The organism is Myceligenerans cantabricum (genome assembly GCF_054777735.1).
Map to the genome: position 1 here is coordinate 150,985 of NZ_BAAHAJ010000004.1, position 16,324 is coordinate 167,308.

Annotated in this window: 18 protein-coding genes; 6 read left to right on the forward strand and 12 right to left on the reverse strand. The window is 72.3% G+C overall.

Annotated elements, in window-relative coordinates; genetic code table 11:
* Positions 1-163: 163 nt before the first annotated feature.
* On the reverse strand, positions 164-1,321 hold the full coding sequence (locus ACYU96_RS03015; RefSeq protein ID WP_460748949.1) for a mannose-1-phosphate guanylyltransferase: 1,158 nt from the start codon (positions 1,319-1,321) through the stop codon (positions 164-166).
* 178 nt (positions 1,322-1,499) lie between these two features.
* Between ACYU96_RS03015 and sdhC the strand changes: the two genes are divergently transcribed.
* The 4 genes from sdhC to ACYU96_RS03035 are packed head-to-tail and all read left to right on the forward strand — an operon-like array spanning position 1,500 to position 4,974.
* Positions 1,500-1,880: a succinate dehydrogenase, cytochrome b556 subunit gene (sdhC, locus tag ACYU96_RS03020; protein WP_460748950.1), complete on the forward strand. Its 381-nt coding sequence runs from the start codon at positions 1,500-1,502 to the stop codon at positions 1,878-1,880.
* Positions 1,880-2,365 carry a succinate dehydrogenase hydrophobic membrane anchor subunit gene (locus ACYU96_RS03025; RefSeq protein WP_460748952.1) on the forward strand — a complete coding sequence of 162 codons (486 nt, stop codon included), beginning with the start codon at positions 1,880-1,882 and terminating at the stop codon, positions 2,363-2,365. The genes sdhC and ACYU96_RS03025 overlap by 1 nt, the downstream gene beginning before the upstream one ends.
* Before the next feature lie 9 nt (positions 2,366-2,374).
* The gene (gene sdhA, locus ACYU96_RS03030; protein ID WP_460748953.1) at positions 2,375-4,207 is read left to right on the forward strand and encodes a succinate dehydrogenase flavoprotein subunit; all 1,833 of its coding nucleotides are present in this window, start codon (positions 2,375-2,377) and stop codon (positions 4,205-4,207) included.
* The gene (locus tag ACYU96_RS03035; RefSeq protein ID WP_460748955.1) at positions 4,207-4,974 is read left to right on the forward strand and encodes a succinate dehydrogenase iron-sulfur subunit; all 768 of its coding nucleotides are present in this window, start codon (positions 4,207-4,209) and stop codon (positions 4,972-4,974) included. Before sdhA ends, ACYU96_RS03035 begins: the two co-directional genes overlap by 1 nt.
* Before the next feature lie 57 nt (positions 4,975-5,031).
* Here ACYU96_RS03035 and ACYU96_RS03040 read toward each other — a convergent pair whose 3' ends face one another.
* The 7 genes from ACYU96_RS03040 to sigE form a co-directional block, all read right to left on the reverse strand.
* The gene (locus ACYU96_RS03040; protein ID WP_460748956.1) at positions 5,032-5,979 is read right to left on the reverse strand and encodes a YihY/virulence factor BrkB family protein; all 948 of its coding nucleotides are present in this window, start codon (positions 5,977-5,979) and stop codon (positions 5,032-5,034) included.
* A 5-nt stretch (positions 5,980-5,984) separates the two neighbouring features.
* Complete coding sequence (locus ACYU96_RS03045) at positions 5,985-6,524, reverse strand: 2'-5' RNA ligase family protein (RefSeq protein WP_460748958.1); 540 nt, start codon at positions 6,522-6,524, stop codon at positions 5,985-5,987.
* Entirely contained in the window at positions 6,521-7,597 is a 1,077-nt protein-coding gene (trpS, locus tag ACYU96_RS03050) for a tryptophan--tRNA ligase (protein ID WP_460748960.1), read from the reverse strand. The genes ACYU96_RS03045 and trpS overlap by 4 nt, the downstream gene beginning before the upstream one ends.
* 57 nt (positions 7,598-7,654) lie before the next feature.
* Positions 7,655-8,026 carry a Sec-independent protein translocase family protein gene (locus ACYU96_RS03055; RefSeq protein ID WP_460748962.1) on the reverse strand — a complete coding sequence of 124 codons (372 nt, stop codon included), beginning with the start codon at positions 8,024-8,026 and terminating at the stop codon, positions 7,655-7,657.
* Between the two features lie 93 nt (positions 8,027-8,119).
* The gene (locus ACYU96_RS03060; RefSeq protein ID WP_460748963.1) at positions 8,120-9,502 is read right to left on the reverse strand and encodes a S1C family serine protease; all 1,383 of its coding nucleotides are present in this window, start codon (positions 9,500-9,502) and stop codon (positions 8,120-8,122) included.
* Positions 9,499-10,473, reverse strand: a complete 975-nt coding sequence (locus ACYU96_RS03065; protein ID WP_460748965.1) for an anti-sigma factor family protein — start codon at positions 10,471-10,473, stop codon at positions 9,499-9,501. The genes ACYU96_RS03060 and ACYU96_RS03065 overlap by 4 nt, the downstream gene beginning before the upstream one ends.
* Positions 10,470-11,099 carry an RNA polymerase sigma factor SigE gene (gene sigE / locus ACYU96_RS03070; protein ID WP_460748967.1) on the reverse strand — a complete coding sequence of 210 codons (630 nt, stop codon included), beginning with the start codon at positions 11,097-11,099 and terminating at the stop codon, positions 10,470-10,472. Before sigE ends, ACYU96_RS03065 begins: the two co-directional genes overlap by 4 nt.
* 135 nt (positions 11,100-11,234) lie before the next feature.
* On the opposite strand from sigE, the gene ACYU96_RS03075 reads away from it, so the two are divergent.
* Complete coding sequence (locus ACYU96_RS03075; protein ID WP_460748968.1) at positions 11,235-11,840, forward strand: O-methyltransferase; 606 nt, start codon at positions 11,235-11,237, stop codon at positions 11,838-11,840.
* Positions 11,841-11,934: 94 nt separating this feature from the next.
* Here ACYU96_RS03075 and ACYU96_RS03080 read toward each other — a convergent pair whose 3' ends face one another.
* The 4 genes from ACYU96_RS03080 to dapE all read right to left on the reverse strand — a co-directional run bounded on the left by ACYU96_RS03080 (position 11,935) and on the right by dapE (position 15,248).
* Positions 11,935-12,102, reverse strand: a complete 168-nt coding sequence (locus ACYU96_RS03080; protein WP_123815402.1) for a DUF3117 domain-containing protein — start codon at positions 12,100-12,102, stop codon at positions 11,935-11,937.
* 186 nt (positions 12,103-12,288) lie between these two features.
* Complete coding sequence (gene folP / locus ACYU96_RS03085; RefSeq protein WP_460748970.1) at positions 12,289-13,269, reverse strand: dihydropteroate synthase; 981 nt, start codon at positions 13,267-13,269, stop codon at positions 12,289-12,291.
* The gene (locus ACYU96_RS03090; RefSeq protein ID WP_460748972.1) at positions 13,266-14,078 is read right to left on the reverse strand and encodes an LOG family protein; all 813 of its coding nucleotides are present in this window, start codon (positions 14,076-14,078) and stop codon (positions 13,266-13,268) included. Before ACYU96_RS03090 ends, folP begins: the two co-directional genes overlap by 4 nt.
* A gap of 45 nt (positions 14,079-14,123) precedes the next feature.
* Positions 14,124-15,248, reverse strand: coding sequence for a succinyl-diaminopimelate desuccinylase (dapE, locus tag ACYU96_RS03095; RefSeq protein WP_460748974.1), 1,125 nt, complete (start codon positions 15,246-15,248; stop codon positions 14,124-14,126).
* A 122-nt stretch (positions 15,249-15,370) separates the two neighbouring features.
* Here dapE and dapD point away from each other — a divergent pair, with 122 nt between their 5' ends.
* Positions 15,371-16,321, forward strand: coding sequence for a 2,3,4,5-tetrahydropyridine-2,6-dicarboxylate N-succinyltransferase (dapD, locus tag ACYU96_RS03100; protein ID WP_460748976.1), 951 nt, complete (start codon positions 15,371-15,373; stop codon positions 16,319-16,321).
* Positions 16,322-16,324 lie beyond the last annotated feature (3 nt).

A 16,324-nucleotide genomic window follows, 5' to 3' on the forward strand; every position in this document is an offset into this window, starting at 1 on the left:
TGCGACGCTGACGGCGGGATGGGTAGATGTCACCCGACCCACTGTAACGGCGGTCACACCCTCCCGCGCTCACTCGTCCCACCATCTGGGACCGCCATATGGGCACGTCCGGTACGGCCGGCCGGGGGCGCCTCTCCTCCCGAGGGACGGCCCTCCGGCGTCCTCAGAGCAGATCCTCCAGGTCGCGGGAGCGGACCGCGTCCACGATCTGCTTGACCTGCTGGGCGCGGGCACGAGTGGTGACCAGAAGGGCGTCCGGGGTGTCGACCACGACGACGTCGTCCAGGCCCAGCACGCTGACCAGGCGGCCGCTCGCCGGCACCACCACCGAGCCCGCGCTGTCGACGCGGAGCACGTCACCGGTGTCGCCGAGCACCTTGGAGCCCGTCTCGTCGTCGGACGGCAGGAGCGCGGCCAGGGAGTTGAAGTCGCCGACGTCGTCCCACCCGAACGTCCCGGGGACGACGGCGACGCCGCCGGCGTCCGCGACGGGCTCCGCGATGGCGTGGTCGATGGCGATCTTCTCCAGGCCCGGCCAGAGGTCGGCGAGCACGCGGTCGCGGTCCTCGGTGTCCCACGCCTTGGCGATCGCCTGCAGGCCGTCGTGCAGCTCGGGGCGCTGCTCCGCGAGGTGGCCCAGCAGCACGGACGTCCGCACGACGAACATGCCGGCGTTCCAGCGGTACTCGCCCGAGGCGATGTACTCGCGGGCGGTCGCGGCGTCCGGCTTCTCCGTGAAGCCGCGCACGTGCTGCGCGCTGGGCGCGCCGTCGACGCCGAGACCGCCGTCGGACCGGATGTAGCCGAACGCCACGGACGGCCGCGATGCCGCGATGCCGATGGTGGCGACGTAGCCGGCCCGCGCGGCGGCGACGGCCTCGCGCACCGCGTTCTCGAAGGCGGGCTGCCCGGAGATGACGTGGTCGGCGGCGAAGGAGCCGATGACGACGTCGCCGTGGCGCTCGGCCAGGACGGCGGCGGCGAGGCCGATGGCGGCCATCGAGTCACGAGGGGAGGGTTCGGCGAGCACGTCGCTCTCGCCCAGCCCGGGCAGCTGCGTGCGGCAGGAGGCCACGTGGTGCGTGCCGGTGACCAGCATGATGCCGTCGTCCCCGGTGAGCGGGACCAGGCGGTCCACCGTGGCCTGCAGGAGCGTGCGGCCGGAACCGGTCAGGTCGTGCAGGAACTTCGGCGCCTTGCGGCGCGACAGCGGCCACAGCCGGGTACCCGCTCCGCCCGCGGGGATCACGGCGTAGAAACCTTCGATGGGTCCGACGGCGGTCTCGGGTGCGGCACCGCTCGTGCCGGCGGGATGGCTCATGGGAAGCAGCATAGTGACGTGACCTGGTGGAGCGACATCTCCTCTGTGCGATCAATCACAAATGGAGCATGTCACGCTGCTGTCGGTGGTCCTCCGGGCGGTTGATGCGACCAGGTGTCACTACAGTGGGACGCGCCTGCCTCATACGTTCACCGGAAAGCCATAGGAGGCTCCCGAAGTGCCCACCGCACAAGGCGGCACGCTCTATCGCGGCCGCGAAGGCATGTGGTCCTGGGTCGCGCATCGCGTGACCGGGTTCGCGATCTTCTTCTTCCTGCTCGTCCACGTCACGGACACAGCGCTGGTACGCGTGTCGCCCGAGGCCTACAACGCAGTGATCGGCACGTACCAGACGCCGATCATGGGACTCGGCGAGGTGGGCCTCGTGGCCGCGATCGTCTTCCACGCGTTCAACGGCATCCGGATCATCCTCGTGGACTTCCTCGCCAACGGGCCCCGGTACCAGAAGGTGATGCTCTGGGTCGTGCTCGGTCTCTTCGTCGTGACGATGGCGGGCTTCCTGCCGCGGCACCTCATGAACGTCTTCGGAGGCCACTGATGACCAGCGCGACGCACGGGACCCCGGCCGTGGCCGAGCAGGTGGGCACGCTCGACGCGCCCCGCTCCCCCTACGTGCGCAAGAAGACCACGCGCGGCAACTACGAGCTCTACTCCTGGGTGTTCATGCGGGCATCCGGGGTGGTGCTCGTGGTGCTGGTGTTCGGTCACCTGTTCGTGAACCTCATGGTCGGCGACGGCGTGGCAGCCATCGACTTCGCCTTCGTCGGCGGCAAGTGGACGAGCCCGTTCTGGCAGATCTGGGACCTGCTGATGCTCTGGCTCGCGATGCTCCACGGCACCAACGGGGTACGCACGATCATCAACGACTACGCGGCACGCGACGCGACGCGCGGCATCCTCAAGGGCCTGCTGTACCTGGCCTTCACGATCGTGGTGGTGCTCGGCACGCTCGTCATCTTCACGTTCGAGCCGTGCCCCGTGGGCGCGGACCCCGAGCTGCTCGCCTCGATCTGCACCGCCTAGGAGACTGTCTTGATCACCCACCAGTACGACGTCGTGATCGTCGGTGCGGGCGGCGCGGGCATGCGCGCCGCGCTGGAGTCCTCCCAGGAGGCTCGCACCGCGGTCATCTCCAAGCTCTACCCCACCCGCTCCCACACCGGTGCCGCCCAGGGCGGCATGTGCGCCTCGCTCGCCAACGTCGAGGAGGACAACTGGGAGTGGCACACGTTCGACACGATCAAGGGCGGCGACTACCTGGTCGACCAGGACGCGGCCGAGATCATGGCCAAGGAGGCCATCGACGCGGTCTTCGACCTGGAGCGCATGGGCCTGCCGTTCAACCGCACGCCCGAGGGCAGGATCGACCAGCGCCGGTTCGGCGGCCACACCCGCAACCACGGTGAGGCCGCGGTGCGCCGCGCCTGCTACGCCGCGGACCGCACGGGCCACATGATCCTGCAGACGCTGTACCAGAACTGCGTCAAGCAGGACGTGGAGTTCTACAACGAGTTCTACGTGCTCGACCTCATCACGGACCGCGACCTGTCCGCGGAGGACGTCGAGGAGGGCGCCGAGGTCAACGCGACCGGCGTCGTCGCCTACGACCTCGCGACCGGAGAGATCCACGTCTTCCAGGCCAAGTCCATCGTGTTCGCCACGGGCGGCGCCGGGAAGATCTTCAAGACGACGTCGAACGCGCACACCCTGACCGGCGACGGCATGGCGCTCGCCTACCGCCGCGGCCTGCCGCTGGAGGACATGGAGTTCTTCCAGTTCCACCCGACGGGCCTCGCCGGGCTCGGCATCCTCCTGTCGGAGGCGGCCCGCGGCGAGGGCGCCATCCTGCGCAACTCCGACGGCGAGCGCTTCATGGAGCGCTACGCCCCGACCATCAAGGACCTGGCGCCGCGCGACATCGTCGCCCGGTCGATGGCCAACGAGGTGCGCGAAGGCCGCGGCGCGGGTCCGAACAAGGACTATGTCCTGCTCGACCTGACCCACCTGGAGCCGGCGCACATCGACGCGAAGCTCCCGGACATCACCGAGTTCGCGCGGACCTACCTCGGCATCGAGCCGTACACGGAGCCGGTACCGGTCTTCCCGACGGCGCACTACGCGATGGGCGGCGTGCCGACCAACGTGGCCGGCGAGGTGCTGCGCAACGGGCAGGACGTGGTCAAGGGGCTGTATGCGGCCGGCGAGGTCGCCTGCGTCTCGGTGCACGGCTCGAACCGCCTGGGCACCAACTCGCTGCTCGACATCAACGTGTTCGGCAAGCGGTCCGGACGCTCGGCGGCCGCGTACGCGAAGACGGCGTCGTTCCACAAGCTGCCCGAGAACCCGGCCGAGCGCGTCGAGGCGCAGCTGACCGAGATGCGCGAGCGGCCCGACGGCGAGCGCATCGCCGACATCCGCCGGGCGCTGCAGGAGACGATGGACGCGAACGCCCAGGTGTTCCGCACCAGCGAGTCCCTGAACCAGGCACTTTCCGACATCCGCGAGCTGCGCAAGCGCTACGGGAACGCGTCGGTGCAGGACAAGGGCAAGATGTTCAACACGGACCTGCTGGAGGCGGTCGAGCTGGGCTTCCTGCTCGACATCGCGGAGGTCACCGTGGTCGGCGCGCTGAACCGGAAGGAGTCGCGCGGCGGGCACTACCGCGAGGACTTCCCGGACCGCGACGACGCGAACTACATGCAGCACACGATGGCGTACCGGCGGCCCACCGCCGCGGCCGACGAGGCCGACGGGCACATCGCGGGCTACTTCGATCACGTCGAGGAGTTCGACGGCTACAAGGTGGTGCTGGGCTCCAAGACCGTGACCCAGACCCGGTACGAGCCGATGGAGCGTAAGTACTGATGACTGCTGTGATGGAGAAGGCCGAAACGACGCCGAGGTCGGGCGAGATCCCGACGTTCGACGTGACCCTCAGGATCCGCCGGTTCAACCCGGAGGGCGACGCCGCCGGCGAGTCGCACTGGGACGAGTTCACGATCACCGCGTACGGCACCGACCGCGTGCTCGACGCGCTGCACAAGATCAAGTGGGAGACGGACGGCTCGCTGACGTTCCGCCGGTCGTGCGCGCACGGCGTGTGCGGGTCGGACGCGATGCGGATCAACGGCCGCAACCGCCTGGCGTGCAAGACGCTGCTGAAGGACATCAACCCGCAACGGCCGATCACCGTGGAGCCCATCAAGGGGCTGCCCGTGGTGAAGGACCTGGTCGTGGACATGGAGCCGTTCTTCGCGTCGTACCGCGAGATCATGCCGTTCCTCATCACGAAGGGGAACGAGCCGACCAAGGAGCGCATCCAGTCCGCCGAGCAGCGCGAGCGGTTCGACGACACCACCAAGTGCATCCTGTGCGCGGCGTGCACGTCGTCGTGCCCGGTGTTCTGGACGGACGGCCAGTACTTCGGCCCGGCGGCGATCGTCAACGCACACCGCTTCATCTTCGACAGCCGTGACGAGGGTGGCACGCAGCGCCTGGAGATCCTCAACGACAAGGAGGGCGTGTGGCGCTGCCGCACGACCTTCAACTGCACGGAGGCGTGCCCCCGCGGCATCGAGGTCACCAAGGCGATCCAGGAGGTCAAGCGCGCGATGATCACGCGCGCGTTCTGACGTCCGGCAGTGTCGCACGAGAGCGGCCGCCTTCCCGGCACGGGGAGGCGGCCGCTCTCATGCGTCGGGACGTGACGGAGGCGACGCGGACCCGGCCTCCTCCAGGGTCTCCCGGGCGCCCGCCAGCTCCAGCTCGGCCGCCCTGGCCAGGGCGGCGTCGGACTCCGCGACCCACGCGCAGGCCAGGAGCAGCACCCGCGCCACCAGGTTGACCAGGATCAGGACGCTGACCAGCACGGCGAAACCCGCCAGCAGGGCGTTGCGGGACGCGGACTCGGCGATCACGGAGCTCCCGGCCCAGCGCAGCAGGCCCGTCGCGAGGCCGACGGTGAGCGCCACCATGAGGAGCTGGTGCCGCGGGACCTTCACGCCCGCCACGTAGCGGACGACGCCCGCCACGACCGCGGCGTCGACGGCCACGCCGGCCAGGATCCCCAGCACCCGCACGACCACGCGGCTCGCACCCCCGAGACCGATCAGGTCCATGAACCAGGGCGCCGCCGTGCTCACCGCGAGGCCGACCGCCGCCCCCACGAGGACCCCGACGAGCAGCAGGAGAAAGCCCACGAGCTGCAGCAGGCGCGCCACCACGACGTTCGGGCCGTCGTCAGGCAGGTCGAACATGGTGCGCACCGCGATGCGCAGCGCGCCCATGAACCCGGTCGCGGACCACAGCAGCACCAGCACCGCGATCACGGACGTCAGGCTGAGCGCGCTCGACAGGAGCAGGTCCTCGGGCGCGATGACCCCGCCCGACCCGGTGTCGAGCAGGCCCGGGGCCCACTCGTCCACCTGCGCGACCACTTCCTCCTGGAGCTCCGCGTCCCCGCCCAGCACGGCGGAGAACGCCGAGTACCCGATGGTCAGGGCGGCGAAGAGCGAGAACAGCGCCGTGTACGCCATCCCGCCGCACAGCACGTTCCCGCCGCGGTCGGAGTACCGCGCCAGGGTGCGGCCCGGGCGGGAAGCCTTCCAGCGGTTCCAGTACCTCTTCACGAGCTCCACATGGTTCAGCGTCCCAGACCGAACCGGCACTGCGGGCGCCACACGCCGTCGTCGCCGTGCTCGTACTGCCAGAAGCCGTCGACCTCGAAGTCGCAGCCGAAGTCGTGCAGGGCCTCGAACGCCTTGTCCAGCGCGTCGTCCGGTACCTCGTGCGCGATCGTCACGTGCGGGTGGTAGTTGAAGCGCAGGTCCTGGGCGAGCATGCCGGTGCGCACGCGCGACTCGATGGTCTCGCACTCGGCGATCCCCTGCGCCAGCGCCACGAAAACCACCGGCGACACCGGCCGGAACGTGGCGGTCCCGCGCAGCCGCACCTCGAACGGCCGGACCGACGCCGCGACCTCCCGCAGGTGCTCCCGCACCGTGCCGAGGTCCGCACGGTCGATGACGGTCGGGCCGAGCAGGGTGATGTGCGGGGGAATCACGTCGGCGAGCGGGTCGCCCGCCGCGGACCGGGCGACGGCGAGCTGGGTCGCGTACGGCTCCGGGACCGCCACGGCGATCCCGATGCGCACCTGGCCCGGTGCGCGTTCCGGGATGTTCACCGGGCTCCCCGGGCACGTGCCGGGAGCAGCCCGAACCGGTCCTTCACCCGCTCCAGCACGGGCCGCGCGATGGCGCGGGCGCGCTCGGCGCCGTCGGCCAGGACCGCGTCGAGCCCGGCCGGGTCCGCCAGGTAGCCGTTCGCCCGCTCCTGGAACGGCTCGAGGAACGCGACCACGGCGTCCGCCAGGTCCACCTTCAGGTGGCCGTAGCCGCGGCCGTCGTACTCGGCGGCGATGGCGTCGACGTGGCGGCCCGTGACCGCGGAGAAGATCGTCAGCAGGTTGGAGACGCCCGGCTTGGCCGCCGGGTCGAAGCGCACCCCGTAGGTCTCGTCGGCGTCGGTCACGGCGGACTTGATCTTCTTGGCGGCCCGCTTCACGTCCTCGAGCAGCAGGAGCGAGCCCTTGCCCGCCTCCGACTTGCTCATCTTGGCCGTGGGCTCCTGCAGGTCGTAGATCTTGGCGACGTCCTTGACGATGTGCGCGCCGGGGACGACGGCGGTCCCGTCGCCGAAGCGCGTGTTCAGCCGCTCGGCCAGGTCGCGCGACAGCTCCAGGTGCTGGCGCTGGTCCTCGCCGACGGGCACGAGCGCCGCGTCGTACAGCAGGATGTCCGCGGCCATCAGCACGGGGTACGTGAACAGGCCGACGGTGGTCCCGTCGGTCCCCTGTTTCGACGCCTTGTCCTTGAACTGCGTCATCCGGCTCGCCTCACCGAACCCGGTCTGGCACGACAGCAGCCAGGCCAGCTCCGCGTGCTCGGGGACGTGCGACTGCACGAGCAGGATCGACCGCTCCGGGTCGACCCCGCCGGCCAGGTACTGCGCGGCGGTGCGCCGCGAGCGCTCCCGCAGCACGGCGGGGTCCGGATGGACCGTGAGCGCGTGCAGGTCTACGACGCAGTAGATCGCGTCGTACGAGTCCTGCAGCGCCACCCACTGCTGCAACGCGCCGATGTAGTTCCCGATGGTCAGCGAGTCGTGCGTGGGCTGCATCCCGGAGAAGATGCGCTGCTTGACGGGGCTGCCGGTCGCTGCCGCTGGCCCCGCCGCAACCTGAGTTTCGGACGGCATGGGCTACATTCTGGCAGGCCCTGCGCCGAGCGGACGAATCTCAGGTACCGCGCAACCTCAGGTGGCCTCGTCGTCGTAGGGCGGCCGGGCCGGCGTCGTCGCCCCTTTCGTGCCCGACGACGACGCACCCTGGGAACCGTACGTCGCACCGCTGCGCCCGTTCGGGTCGAGCGGCGAGTCGTCGAGCAGGGCGTCCCGCACGATCTTGCGCGGGTCGTACTGCCGCGGGTCGAGCTTGGACCAGTCCACGCCCTTGAACTCCGGCCCGAGCTCCTCGTCGACCCTGCTCCTGGCCGTCGTGAGGTAGGAGCGGGCGCGGCGCACGAAGCCGCCGAGCTGCTCGGCGTAGCCCGGCAGCCGCTCCGGGCCGATGAGCACTACCGCCAGCACGACGATGAGGCCGAGCTCCCAGCCGTTGATCCCGAACACGCGCGCCAGCCTAGCCGTCCGAGAAGCCACGCCGGAACGTGACGTCGTCGGGGCGGCGCTGCGGCGGCACCATCCGCCCGTGGAGGGTCATGGTCAGCCGCTGGTCTTCTCGTCCAGGACGATCCGCACGTCACGGCTCTCGCTCCCGCCACCGGACCGGACGTCGAGGGTCACGGCGTCTCCGGGAGCCAGGGCGCGGATCGCGACGATCAGCTCGTCGGACTGCGACACGGGCCGGCCGTCGATCGCGAGGATGACGTCGCCCGGCTCGATCCCGGCGCTGTCGGCTGGTCCTCCGGGCGTGACGGGCGGCTGCCCGCCCTGCGCCTCGCCGGCGACCCTGACGCCCTCGCCCTGGTAGCTCTGGTCGAGCAGCACGCCGATCACGGGGAACGTGGCCTCTCCGGTCTCGATGAGCTGCTCGGCGGTGCGCCGGGCCTGGTTGGACGGGATGGCGAAGCCGAGACCGATGTTGCCGGTCGCGGTGAGCGAGCCGGGCGCCTGCGCGATCGCCGAGTTGATCCCGACGACCTCGCCGGCCGAGTTCAGCAGCGGGCCGCCCGAGTTGCCCGGGTTGATGGCGGCGTCGGTCTGGATGGCGTCGATGAACGCGGCCGAAGCCTGCTCGCCCGCCTGCACGGGCCGGTGCAGCGCGGACACGATGCCGGTGGTGACCGTCGCGTCCAGGCCGAGCGGGGAACCCGCGGCCAGCACGTCGTCACCCACCACCACCTCGTCGGAGTCACCCAGCACGAGCGGGGTGAGGCCCTTCTCGTCGACCTTGAGCACCGCCAGGTCGTAGTCCGGCGTGGTGCCGACGATCTCGGCCTGCTTCTCGTGCCCGTCGGAGAAGGTGACGAACACCGGGGCCTTGGACGACGACGCCTCCGCGACCACGTGGTTGTTGGTCAGGATGTACCCGTTCTCCTTGAGGACCATCCCCGATCCGGTGGCCTCGCCGGTCTGGCCGCGCACCGCGATCGAGACGACGCTGGGCAGCGCCTCCGCCGCGATCGACGCGACGGATCCCTCGGGCCGCTCGACCGACGTGCCGCCTGCCCCCTCGGGCAGGGCCGCGTCGACCGGGCGGCCGGCGTCGTCCTCGTCACCGTTCAGCAGCGCCGCGCCGCCGATGCCGCCCGCGAAGCCGGCGAGCAGGGCGAGCACCGCGACACGGGCGACCGAACCGGCGCTCAGGTTGCCGGTCGCGCGCTGGCGCCTCGGACCCGGCGGGACGGGGGCCGGAGGCACCGCGGCCCCGAGGTCGAACAGCGGGAGCGCACCGGACGGGGTCTGCGCCGCGTACGGCGGGGGCACGGGGCCCTCGGCGCGGTCGGCACCGGACGAGCCGGGTGCCGAGAGCGACGCCGTGTCCTGCCCGGGCGCCGTCCCCGCGGGCTCGGACGACGCGGCGTCCTGCTCGGGTCCGGGGCCCGACGCGGGCGTCGGTGGTGCAAAGGGGTTGTCGTCGCTCATGGACTGCTGATCGCTCCCGTAGCCGTACTCCACCCGCGTGCGATGCGGGACAGGACCCCGGCATCGTAGCCATCGGCCGGGAAGGATGCCACGAGCTCGGTGAGCGCGTCCTCGGGCAGATCAGCGACGACGTCGACCACGACGTCGTCGCACTGCCACGCGAGGTGCGCCGGGGTGCGGGCCAGCACCTGGACCTGGTCGTCCCCGGCGAGCCGGCCCACCTGCTCACGCACGACGGCGTGCCCCGCCTCGCCCGCCAGGTCGATCTCGAGCACCTGCCCCTCGTCCCCGAGGAGCCGCACCGCGGTCACCTCCAGGCCGTCGGGCAGGCGCGCCGGGGCGGACCATCCCTCAGCGGCGGCCCAGTCGAGCGCGGCGGCGCTGCGCTGCTCGGGGATCGCGCCGGCCGGGGCGAGGCTCGCCAGGACGTCCTGGCCCGCCGCACGCTCGTCGGGGCCGGTCCGGGCCAGCATCGTCATCGCGTCGGCGGCGGAGACGTGCGGGCTCACCTGCGGGCCCTGTCCCAGCCCGAACAGCGCCAGACCGAGGGCACCGACGCCGCCCGCGCCCAGCGCGAGGAAGCGTGCCGTACGCCGGCGGCCCGTGGGGAGCTGCCCCCGCAGGCGCACGCCGTCGACCAGGCCGGGCAGCGGGACGCCGCCCCAGCCCGGGCCCTGCTGGCCGCCGACGGCGCCCGGGGTACCGAAGGCGGAGCGGCGCCGGCCGCGCAGCGGGTCGTCGTCGGTGTCCGGGATGGACGCCTGGAGCGCGATGAGCCGTGCGGTCAGGGCGGGGTCGGGGAGGACGTCGTCGCAGGGGGCCGACAGCAGGCGGCGGGACCGGCGCGCGTCGTCCAGCTCGCGCGCGCACGCCCGGCAGACTGCCACGTGCTCCAGGGCCTGCTCGGTCTGGGACGCGTCCAGCTGCCCGTCGGCCAGTGCCGAGATCCAGGACCCGAGATGCTGCGTCATGCCTCGCCCACGGGCTCTCCGGCGCGCACCGCCTCCGGCGACCGGTGCTCCAGCGCCTCGCGGAGCTGGGCGCGCGCCCGGTGGATGCGGGACCGGACGGTACCGAGCTTCACGTTCAGCGTCTTGGCGATCTCCTCGTAGCTGAGCCCTTCGATGTCGCACAGCACGACGGCGGCCCGGTACTCCGGGCGCAGCTCGCCGAGAGCGCGCTGCACGTCGTGCCCGAGGTTCGCGTGCTCGAACTCCCGCTCGGGGCGGCCCTGCTCCCCGGTGGCGGCGACGGCGCCGTCGTCGTCCCCCATCGCCTCCATGCGGATCCGCTTGCGGCGGCGCGCCATGTCGAGGAACAGGTTGGTGGTGATGCGGTGCAGCCAGCCCTCGAAGGTGCCGGGCGTGTAGCTCGACAGGGAGCGGAAGACGCGGATGAAGGTCTCCTGAGTCAGGTCCTCGGCGTCCTGCTGGTTGCCCGTCAGGCGGTAGGCGAGCCGGTAGACGCGTGCGGAGTGCTCCCGCACGATCTCCTCCCACGTGGGCGGCTGCCAGGGCTCGCCGGACGTCCGGTCCGCATCCGCGGCCCGGACGTCTCGCTCGCCGTGGAACGGCTGGGAGGTGCTCACAGGACTCATCGTCTCGCACAACGCCCGAAGGTCTCCAGTCGTTCCCGGCACACCGGTAGCCTTGCCCCGACCACGGACCTGGAGGGCGTCATCAGCGCAGCCACGGAGCACACGGGCGGCCGCAACGCGAAGGCCGCGGCCTGGATGTACAGCGAGTCCTTCGTGCCGGAGGACGACGTGCTGCTGCGTGCCCGCGAGCGCGCCGCCGACCTCGGCTGCCCGTCCGTGCTCCCCGGGACCGGTGCGCTGCTGCGGGTGCTCGCCGCGTCGATGGGGGCGCGAGCGGTGGTGGAGGTCGGCACGGGCGCCGGCGTCGCGGCGCTGTGGCTGCTGCGCGGCATGCCCCGCGACGGTCAGCTCACCACCATCGATCGCGAGGTGGAGCACCAGCGGGCGGCTCGCGAGTCCTTCGCCGAGGACGGCGTGGACCCACGGCGTACGCGCATCATCCCGGGCCGGGCCGACGAGGTGCTGCCGCGCCTCACGGACGGCCACTACGACCTCGTGCTGGTGGGTGCCGAACCGTACGCCTATCCGGAGTACGTCGAGCAGGCGATCCGGCTCCTGCGCCCCGGCGGGCTGCTGGCCGTCGACGATGCCCTGCACCGTGACCGGGTCCCGGACCCGACCCGGCGGGACGAGATCACCACGATCGTGCGGGAGACGGCTCGTGCGCTCCGCGACGACGACCGCGTCATGCCTGCCATGGTTCCCAGCGGCGACGGGCTGCTCCTGGCGGCCCGGCGCTGAGCGGTCCCCTCGCGGGGAAGGTCTCCGGGACCCGACAGCCCGGCCGCCCCTCGGACGACGGTGGCCGGGCCTGCCGGGACCGGTGAGTCACCTGTCAGCCGACAACGCCCTTGAGAGCTTCGCCGAGCTCTGTCGCCTCGGTCGCGTTGAGCTCGACGACCAGACGGCCGCCGCCCTCGAGCGGAACACGCATGACGATGCCGCGCCCCTCCTTGGTGACCTCCATCGGCCCGTCACCCGTACGCGGCTTCATCGCAGCCATGTGTGGCTCTCCCATTCCGTTGTCCGTTGCCGTGTGCTTCGTCCCCGCGCCGCCGTCACAGTCACCGTGCGGGCGGGGGCACCAGCCCATTCTAGTCGAATTCACGTCACGTTCTTCACACTTCCGTTTCCTCCCGGAACCGCCGCGTCATGCGGTTCGTGCGGGGCCGTGACCTCCGTGGAGACCTCAGCCGAGGCCGCGCAGCGCGGCCGCCGGCGGAGCCTCGTCACGCAGTGCGGCCACCATGTCGAGCACCCGTCGCACCGCCCGCACGTCGTGCACGCGGAACACCCGCGCGCCGAGCCACGCGGCCACCGACGTCGCCGCGAGCGTGCCCTCCAGGCGCTCCTCCGGAGGGAGACCGAGGGTCTCGCCCACGAAGTCCTTCCGGCTCAGCGCCATGAGGAGCGGGAAGCCGAGGTCCGCGAGCGCCGCGGTGCGGCGCAGCAGGTGCAGGGAGTGCCAGGTGTTCTTCCCGAAGTCGTGCGTCGGGTCCACGAGGACCGACGACGGCGGCACCCCGGCGGCCACCGCGCGCTCGGCCGCCTTGCGCAGGGTGGCGAGCGCATCGGCCACGACCCCGTCCCGCGCGTCCTGCCCGCCGTCCGCCGGCTCCGGTCCCGGGTACTCCACGCGGTACGGGTCGGTGCGGGGGCGCGCACCACCCGTGTGGGAGCAGACGACGCCGACGCCGGCCGCTCCGGCCACCTCGACGAGCCTCGGGTCGTGCCCGGCCCACGTGTCGTTGATCAGGTCGGCCCCGGCCTCGACCGCGGCGCGCGCCACCCCGGCACGCCAGGTGTCCACCGAGACCAGGAGGCCGGGCAGCTCGGTGCGCACGCGGGCGACGAACGGCACCACGCGCCGGGCCTCCTCGGCCTCGTCCACCTCGGGGCCGACCCCGGCGCGCACTCCCCCGACGTCCAGGATCTCCGCACCGTCCGACAGCGCCTGCTCGGCGGCCCGGAGCGCGGCGTCGTCGTCGGACAGCCGGGCCGGGGCGAAGAACGAGTCGGTGGTCCGGTTGACGACGGCCATCACGACGGGCCGCGTGGCGGCGCCGTCGCGCCCGAGCTCGCGGCCACGGAGCACGAGCGGCGGGGACGCGGCGGGGACGACGGCGGCCGTGGCCCGGTCCCCGTCGACGGAACTGGCGTGTGCGCTCACGCGGGGTCCGCGACCGGCTGCTCCTCGGCGGCGAGGGCCAGCGCTCTCCGCTCGTCGGCGAGCGCGGCGCCGCGCTTGATCACGTGCTCGACAGCGTCGACCGGGTCGTCCGAGAGGTACAGGAGGTCGAGGTCGCCCTCGGAGATCATGCCGCGGTCCAGGACCGCGGTGCGGACCCAGTCGAGCAGGCCGCCCCAGTAGTCCGTCCCGAGGAGCACGAGCGGGAAGCCGGTGACCTTGTGGGTCTGCACGAGGGTGATCGCCTCGAAGAGCTCGTCGAAGGTGCCGAAGCCGCCGGGCAGGACGATGAAGCCCTGGGCGTACTTGACGAACATGGTCTTGCGCGCGAAGAAGTAGCGGAAGTTGATGCCGAGGTTGACGTGCTCGTTGACGCCCTGCTCGAAGGGCAGCTCGATGCCGAGGCCCACGGACACGCCGCCGGCCTCGTGGGCGCCCTTGTTCGCGGCCTCCATGATGCCCGGGCCGCCGCCGGTGATGACTGCGTAGCCCGCCTCGACGAGCAGCCGGCCGACCTCCTCGGCGTGCGTGTAGTCGGGGTGCGCGGGGTCGGTGCGGGCGCTGCCGAACACGGAGACCGCCGGGCCGATCTCGGCCAGCGCGCCGAAGCCCTCGACGAACTCGGACTGGATCCGCATCACGCGCCACGGGTCGGAGTGCACCCAGTCGGCGCCCTCGCCGGTGGCGAGCAGGCGCTGGTCGGTGGTCTCCAGCGGTATCTGGTTGCCGCGCAGCAGCACGGGCCCCTTCCGGTACCCGCGTCCTCGCTGCGGAACTCCGTCGTCACTCATGGCCCCAACCTAACCCGGCCCCCTGACACCGGGCTGTGGGACACCTCAGCCGAGGAGCCAGGCACGCAGGGCGTCCCGGCAGGCCACCAGCTCGGCGACCGGCAGGTGCTCGTCGTCCTTGTGGGCGAGGAGCGGGTCGCCCGGGCCGAAGTTGACCGCCGGGACACCCAGTCCGGCGAAGCGCGCGACGTCGGTCCAGCCGTACTTCGGCTGCGGCTCTCCGCCGGTGACCGCGAGCACGGCTGCCGCGAAGTCCTTGGCCATCGGGGCGTCGAGGCCGGGGCGCGCGCCGGGCGAGGAGTCGGTGACGGTCACCTCGAAGCCGTCGAAGACCTCCCGCAGGTGCTGCTCGGCCTCCGCCTCGTCGCGCGAGGGCGCGAAGCGGTAGTTCACCACGACCACGCACTCGTCGGGGACGACGTTCCCCGCGATCCCGCCGCGGATCCCGACGGCGTTGAGCCCTTCGCGGTAGGCGAGCCCGTCCACCTCCACGGTGCGGGGTTCGTAGGCACCGAGCCGGGCGAGCACGTCCGCGGCGGCGTGGATCGCGTTCTGGCCGGTCCAGGACCGCGCGGAGTGGGCGGCGACGCCACGGGTGCGGACCTCGACCCGCATCGTGCCGTTGCAGCCGCCCTCGATGCCGGCGTTGCTCGGCTCCCCGAGGATCGCGAAGTCGCCGTCGAGCAGACCGGGGCTGTGGCGCGCGAGCCGGCCGAGGCCGTTGAGCGCCGCCTCGACCTCCTCGTGGTCGTAGAAGACCCAGGTGACGTCGACGGCGGGCTCCTTGCCGGGGGTGCCGAGCTCGCACGCGAGGGCGAGCGCGACAGCGACGCCGCCCTTCATGTCCACGGTGCCGCGCCCCCGGAGGACGCGGCGGTCGACGGGTCCGTCGTCGGACCCCTCCAGCCGGGTCGGGAGGTTGTCCGCGACCGGCACGGTGTCGATGTGGCCGGCGACGACGACGCGGCGGTCCCGCCCCAGCGTGGTCCGCGCGACGACGGCGTCCGCGTCCCGGTGCACCTCCAGGTGCGGGCGGGCGCGCAGGGTCGCCTCGATGGCGTCCGCGAGCGCGCCCTCGTCGCCGGAGACGGACGGGATGTCGCAGATCGCGGCGGTGAGCCCCACGAGGTCGGAGCCGGGTGCGAGCAGGAGGTCATCAAGAACTGTCACTCCCCGAGGCTAGCCCCGCCGGCCCCTGGATCCGTCCGCCGGGACCGTCCGCCGGGACCGCCTGCCGATCAGCTGGTGGGCACCCCGCGGAGCGGGTGACCTGCCTCGCCTACGCTGGGCACATGAGCTCGAACGCGTCCGCGCCCGCCACCGCCTGGGGCCATGGCCTCGCCACGATCGCCGCCGACGGCAGCGTCCTGGACACCTGGTTCCCCGCTCCCGCGCTCGGGGAGCCGGCGGAGGGCCCCGGGGCCCTGGAGCCGCCGTCGGACCTCGTCGCGCTGCAGGGGAACGACGCCGCCCGCGGTGTCACGACCACGGTGGTGACCACCATGGCCGACCTGGCCACCGGCCCGAAGGACGCCTCCGACGCCTACCTGCGCCTCCACCTGCTGTCGCACCGGCTGGTCCGCCCGCACGACCTGAACCTGGACGGGCTGTTCGGCAAGCTGGCCAACGTGGTGTGGACCAGCGCCGGCCCGTGCGCCGTCGACGGGTTCGAGACCACCCGCACGCGGCTGCGGGCGCGCGGCGCCGTCGCGGTGTACGGCGTGGACAAGTTCCCGCGCATGACCGACTACGTCCTCCCGTCCGGCGTGCGCATCGCCGACGCCGATCGCGTCCGCCTCGGTGCCCACCTCGCCGAGGGCACCACCGTGATGCACGAGGGCTTCGTGAACTTCAACGCCGGCACGCTCGGCTCCTCGATGGTCGAGGGTCGCATCTCGGCGGGCGTGACCGTGGGCGACGGCTCCGACGTCGGCGGCGGCGCCTCGATCATGGGGACGCTGTCCGGGGGCGGCAGGGAGGTCATCTCCCTCGGCGAGCGCTGCCTGCTGGGCGCGAACTCCGGTGTCGGCATCCCGCTCGGCGACGACTGCGTGGTCGAGGCCGGCCTGTACGTCACGGCGGGCACGAAGGTCACCCTGCGCGGCGGGATGACGGTCAAGGCCGCCGAGCTCGCCGGGCAGTCCAACCTGCTGTTCCGCCGTAACTCGACGACGGGCGCGGTCGAGGTGCTCGATCGCGCCGGCACCGGTGTCGAGCTCAACGAGGCTCTCCACAAGAACTGACCG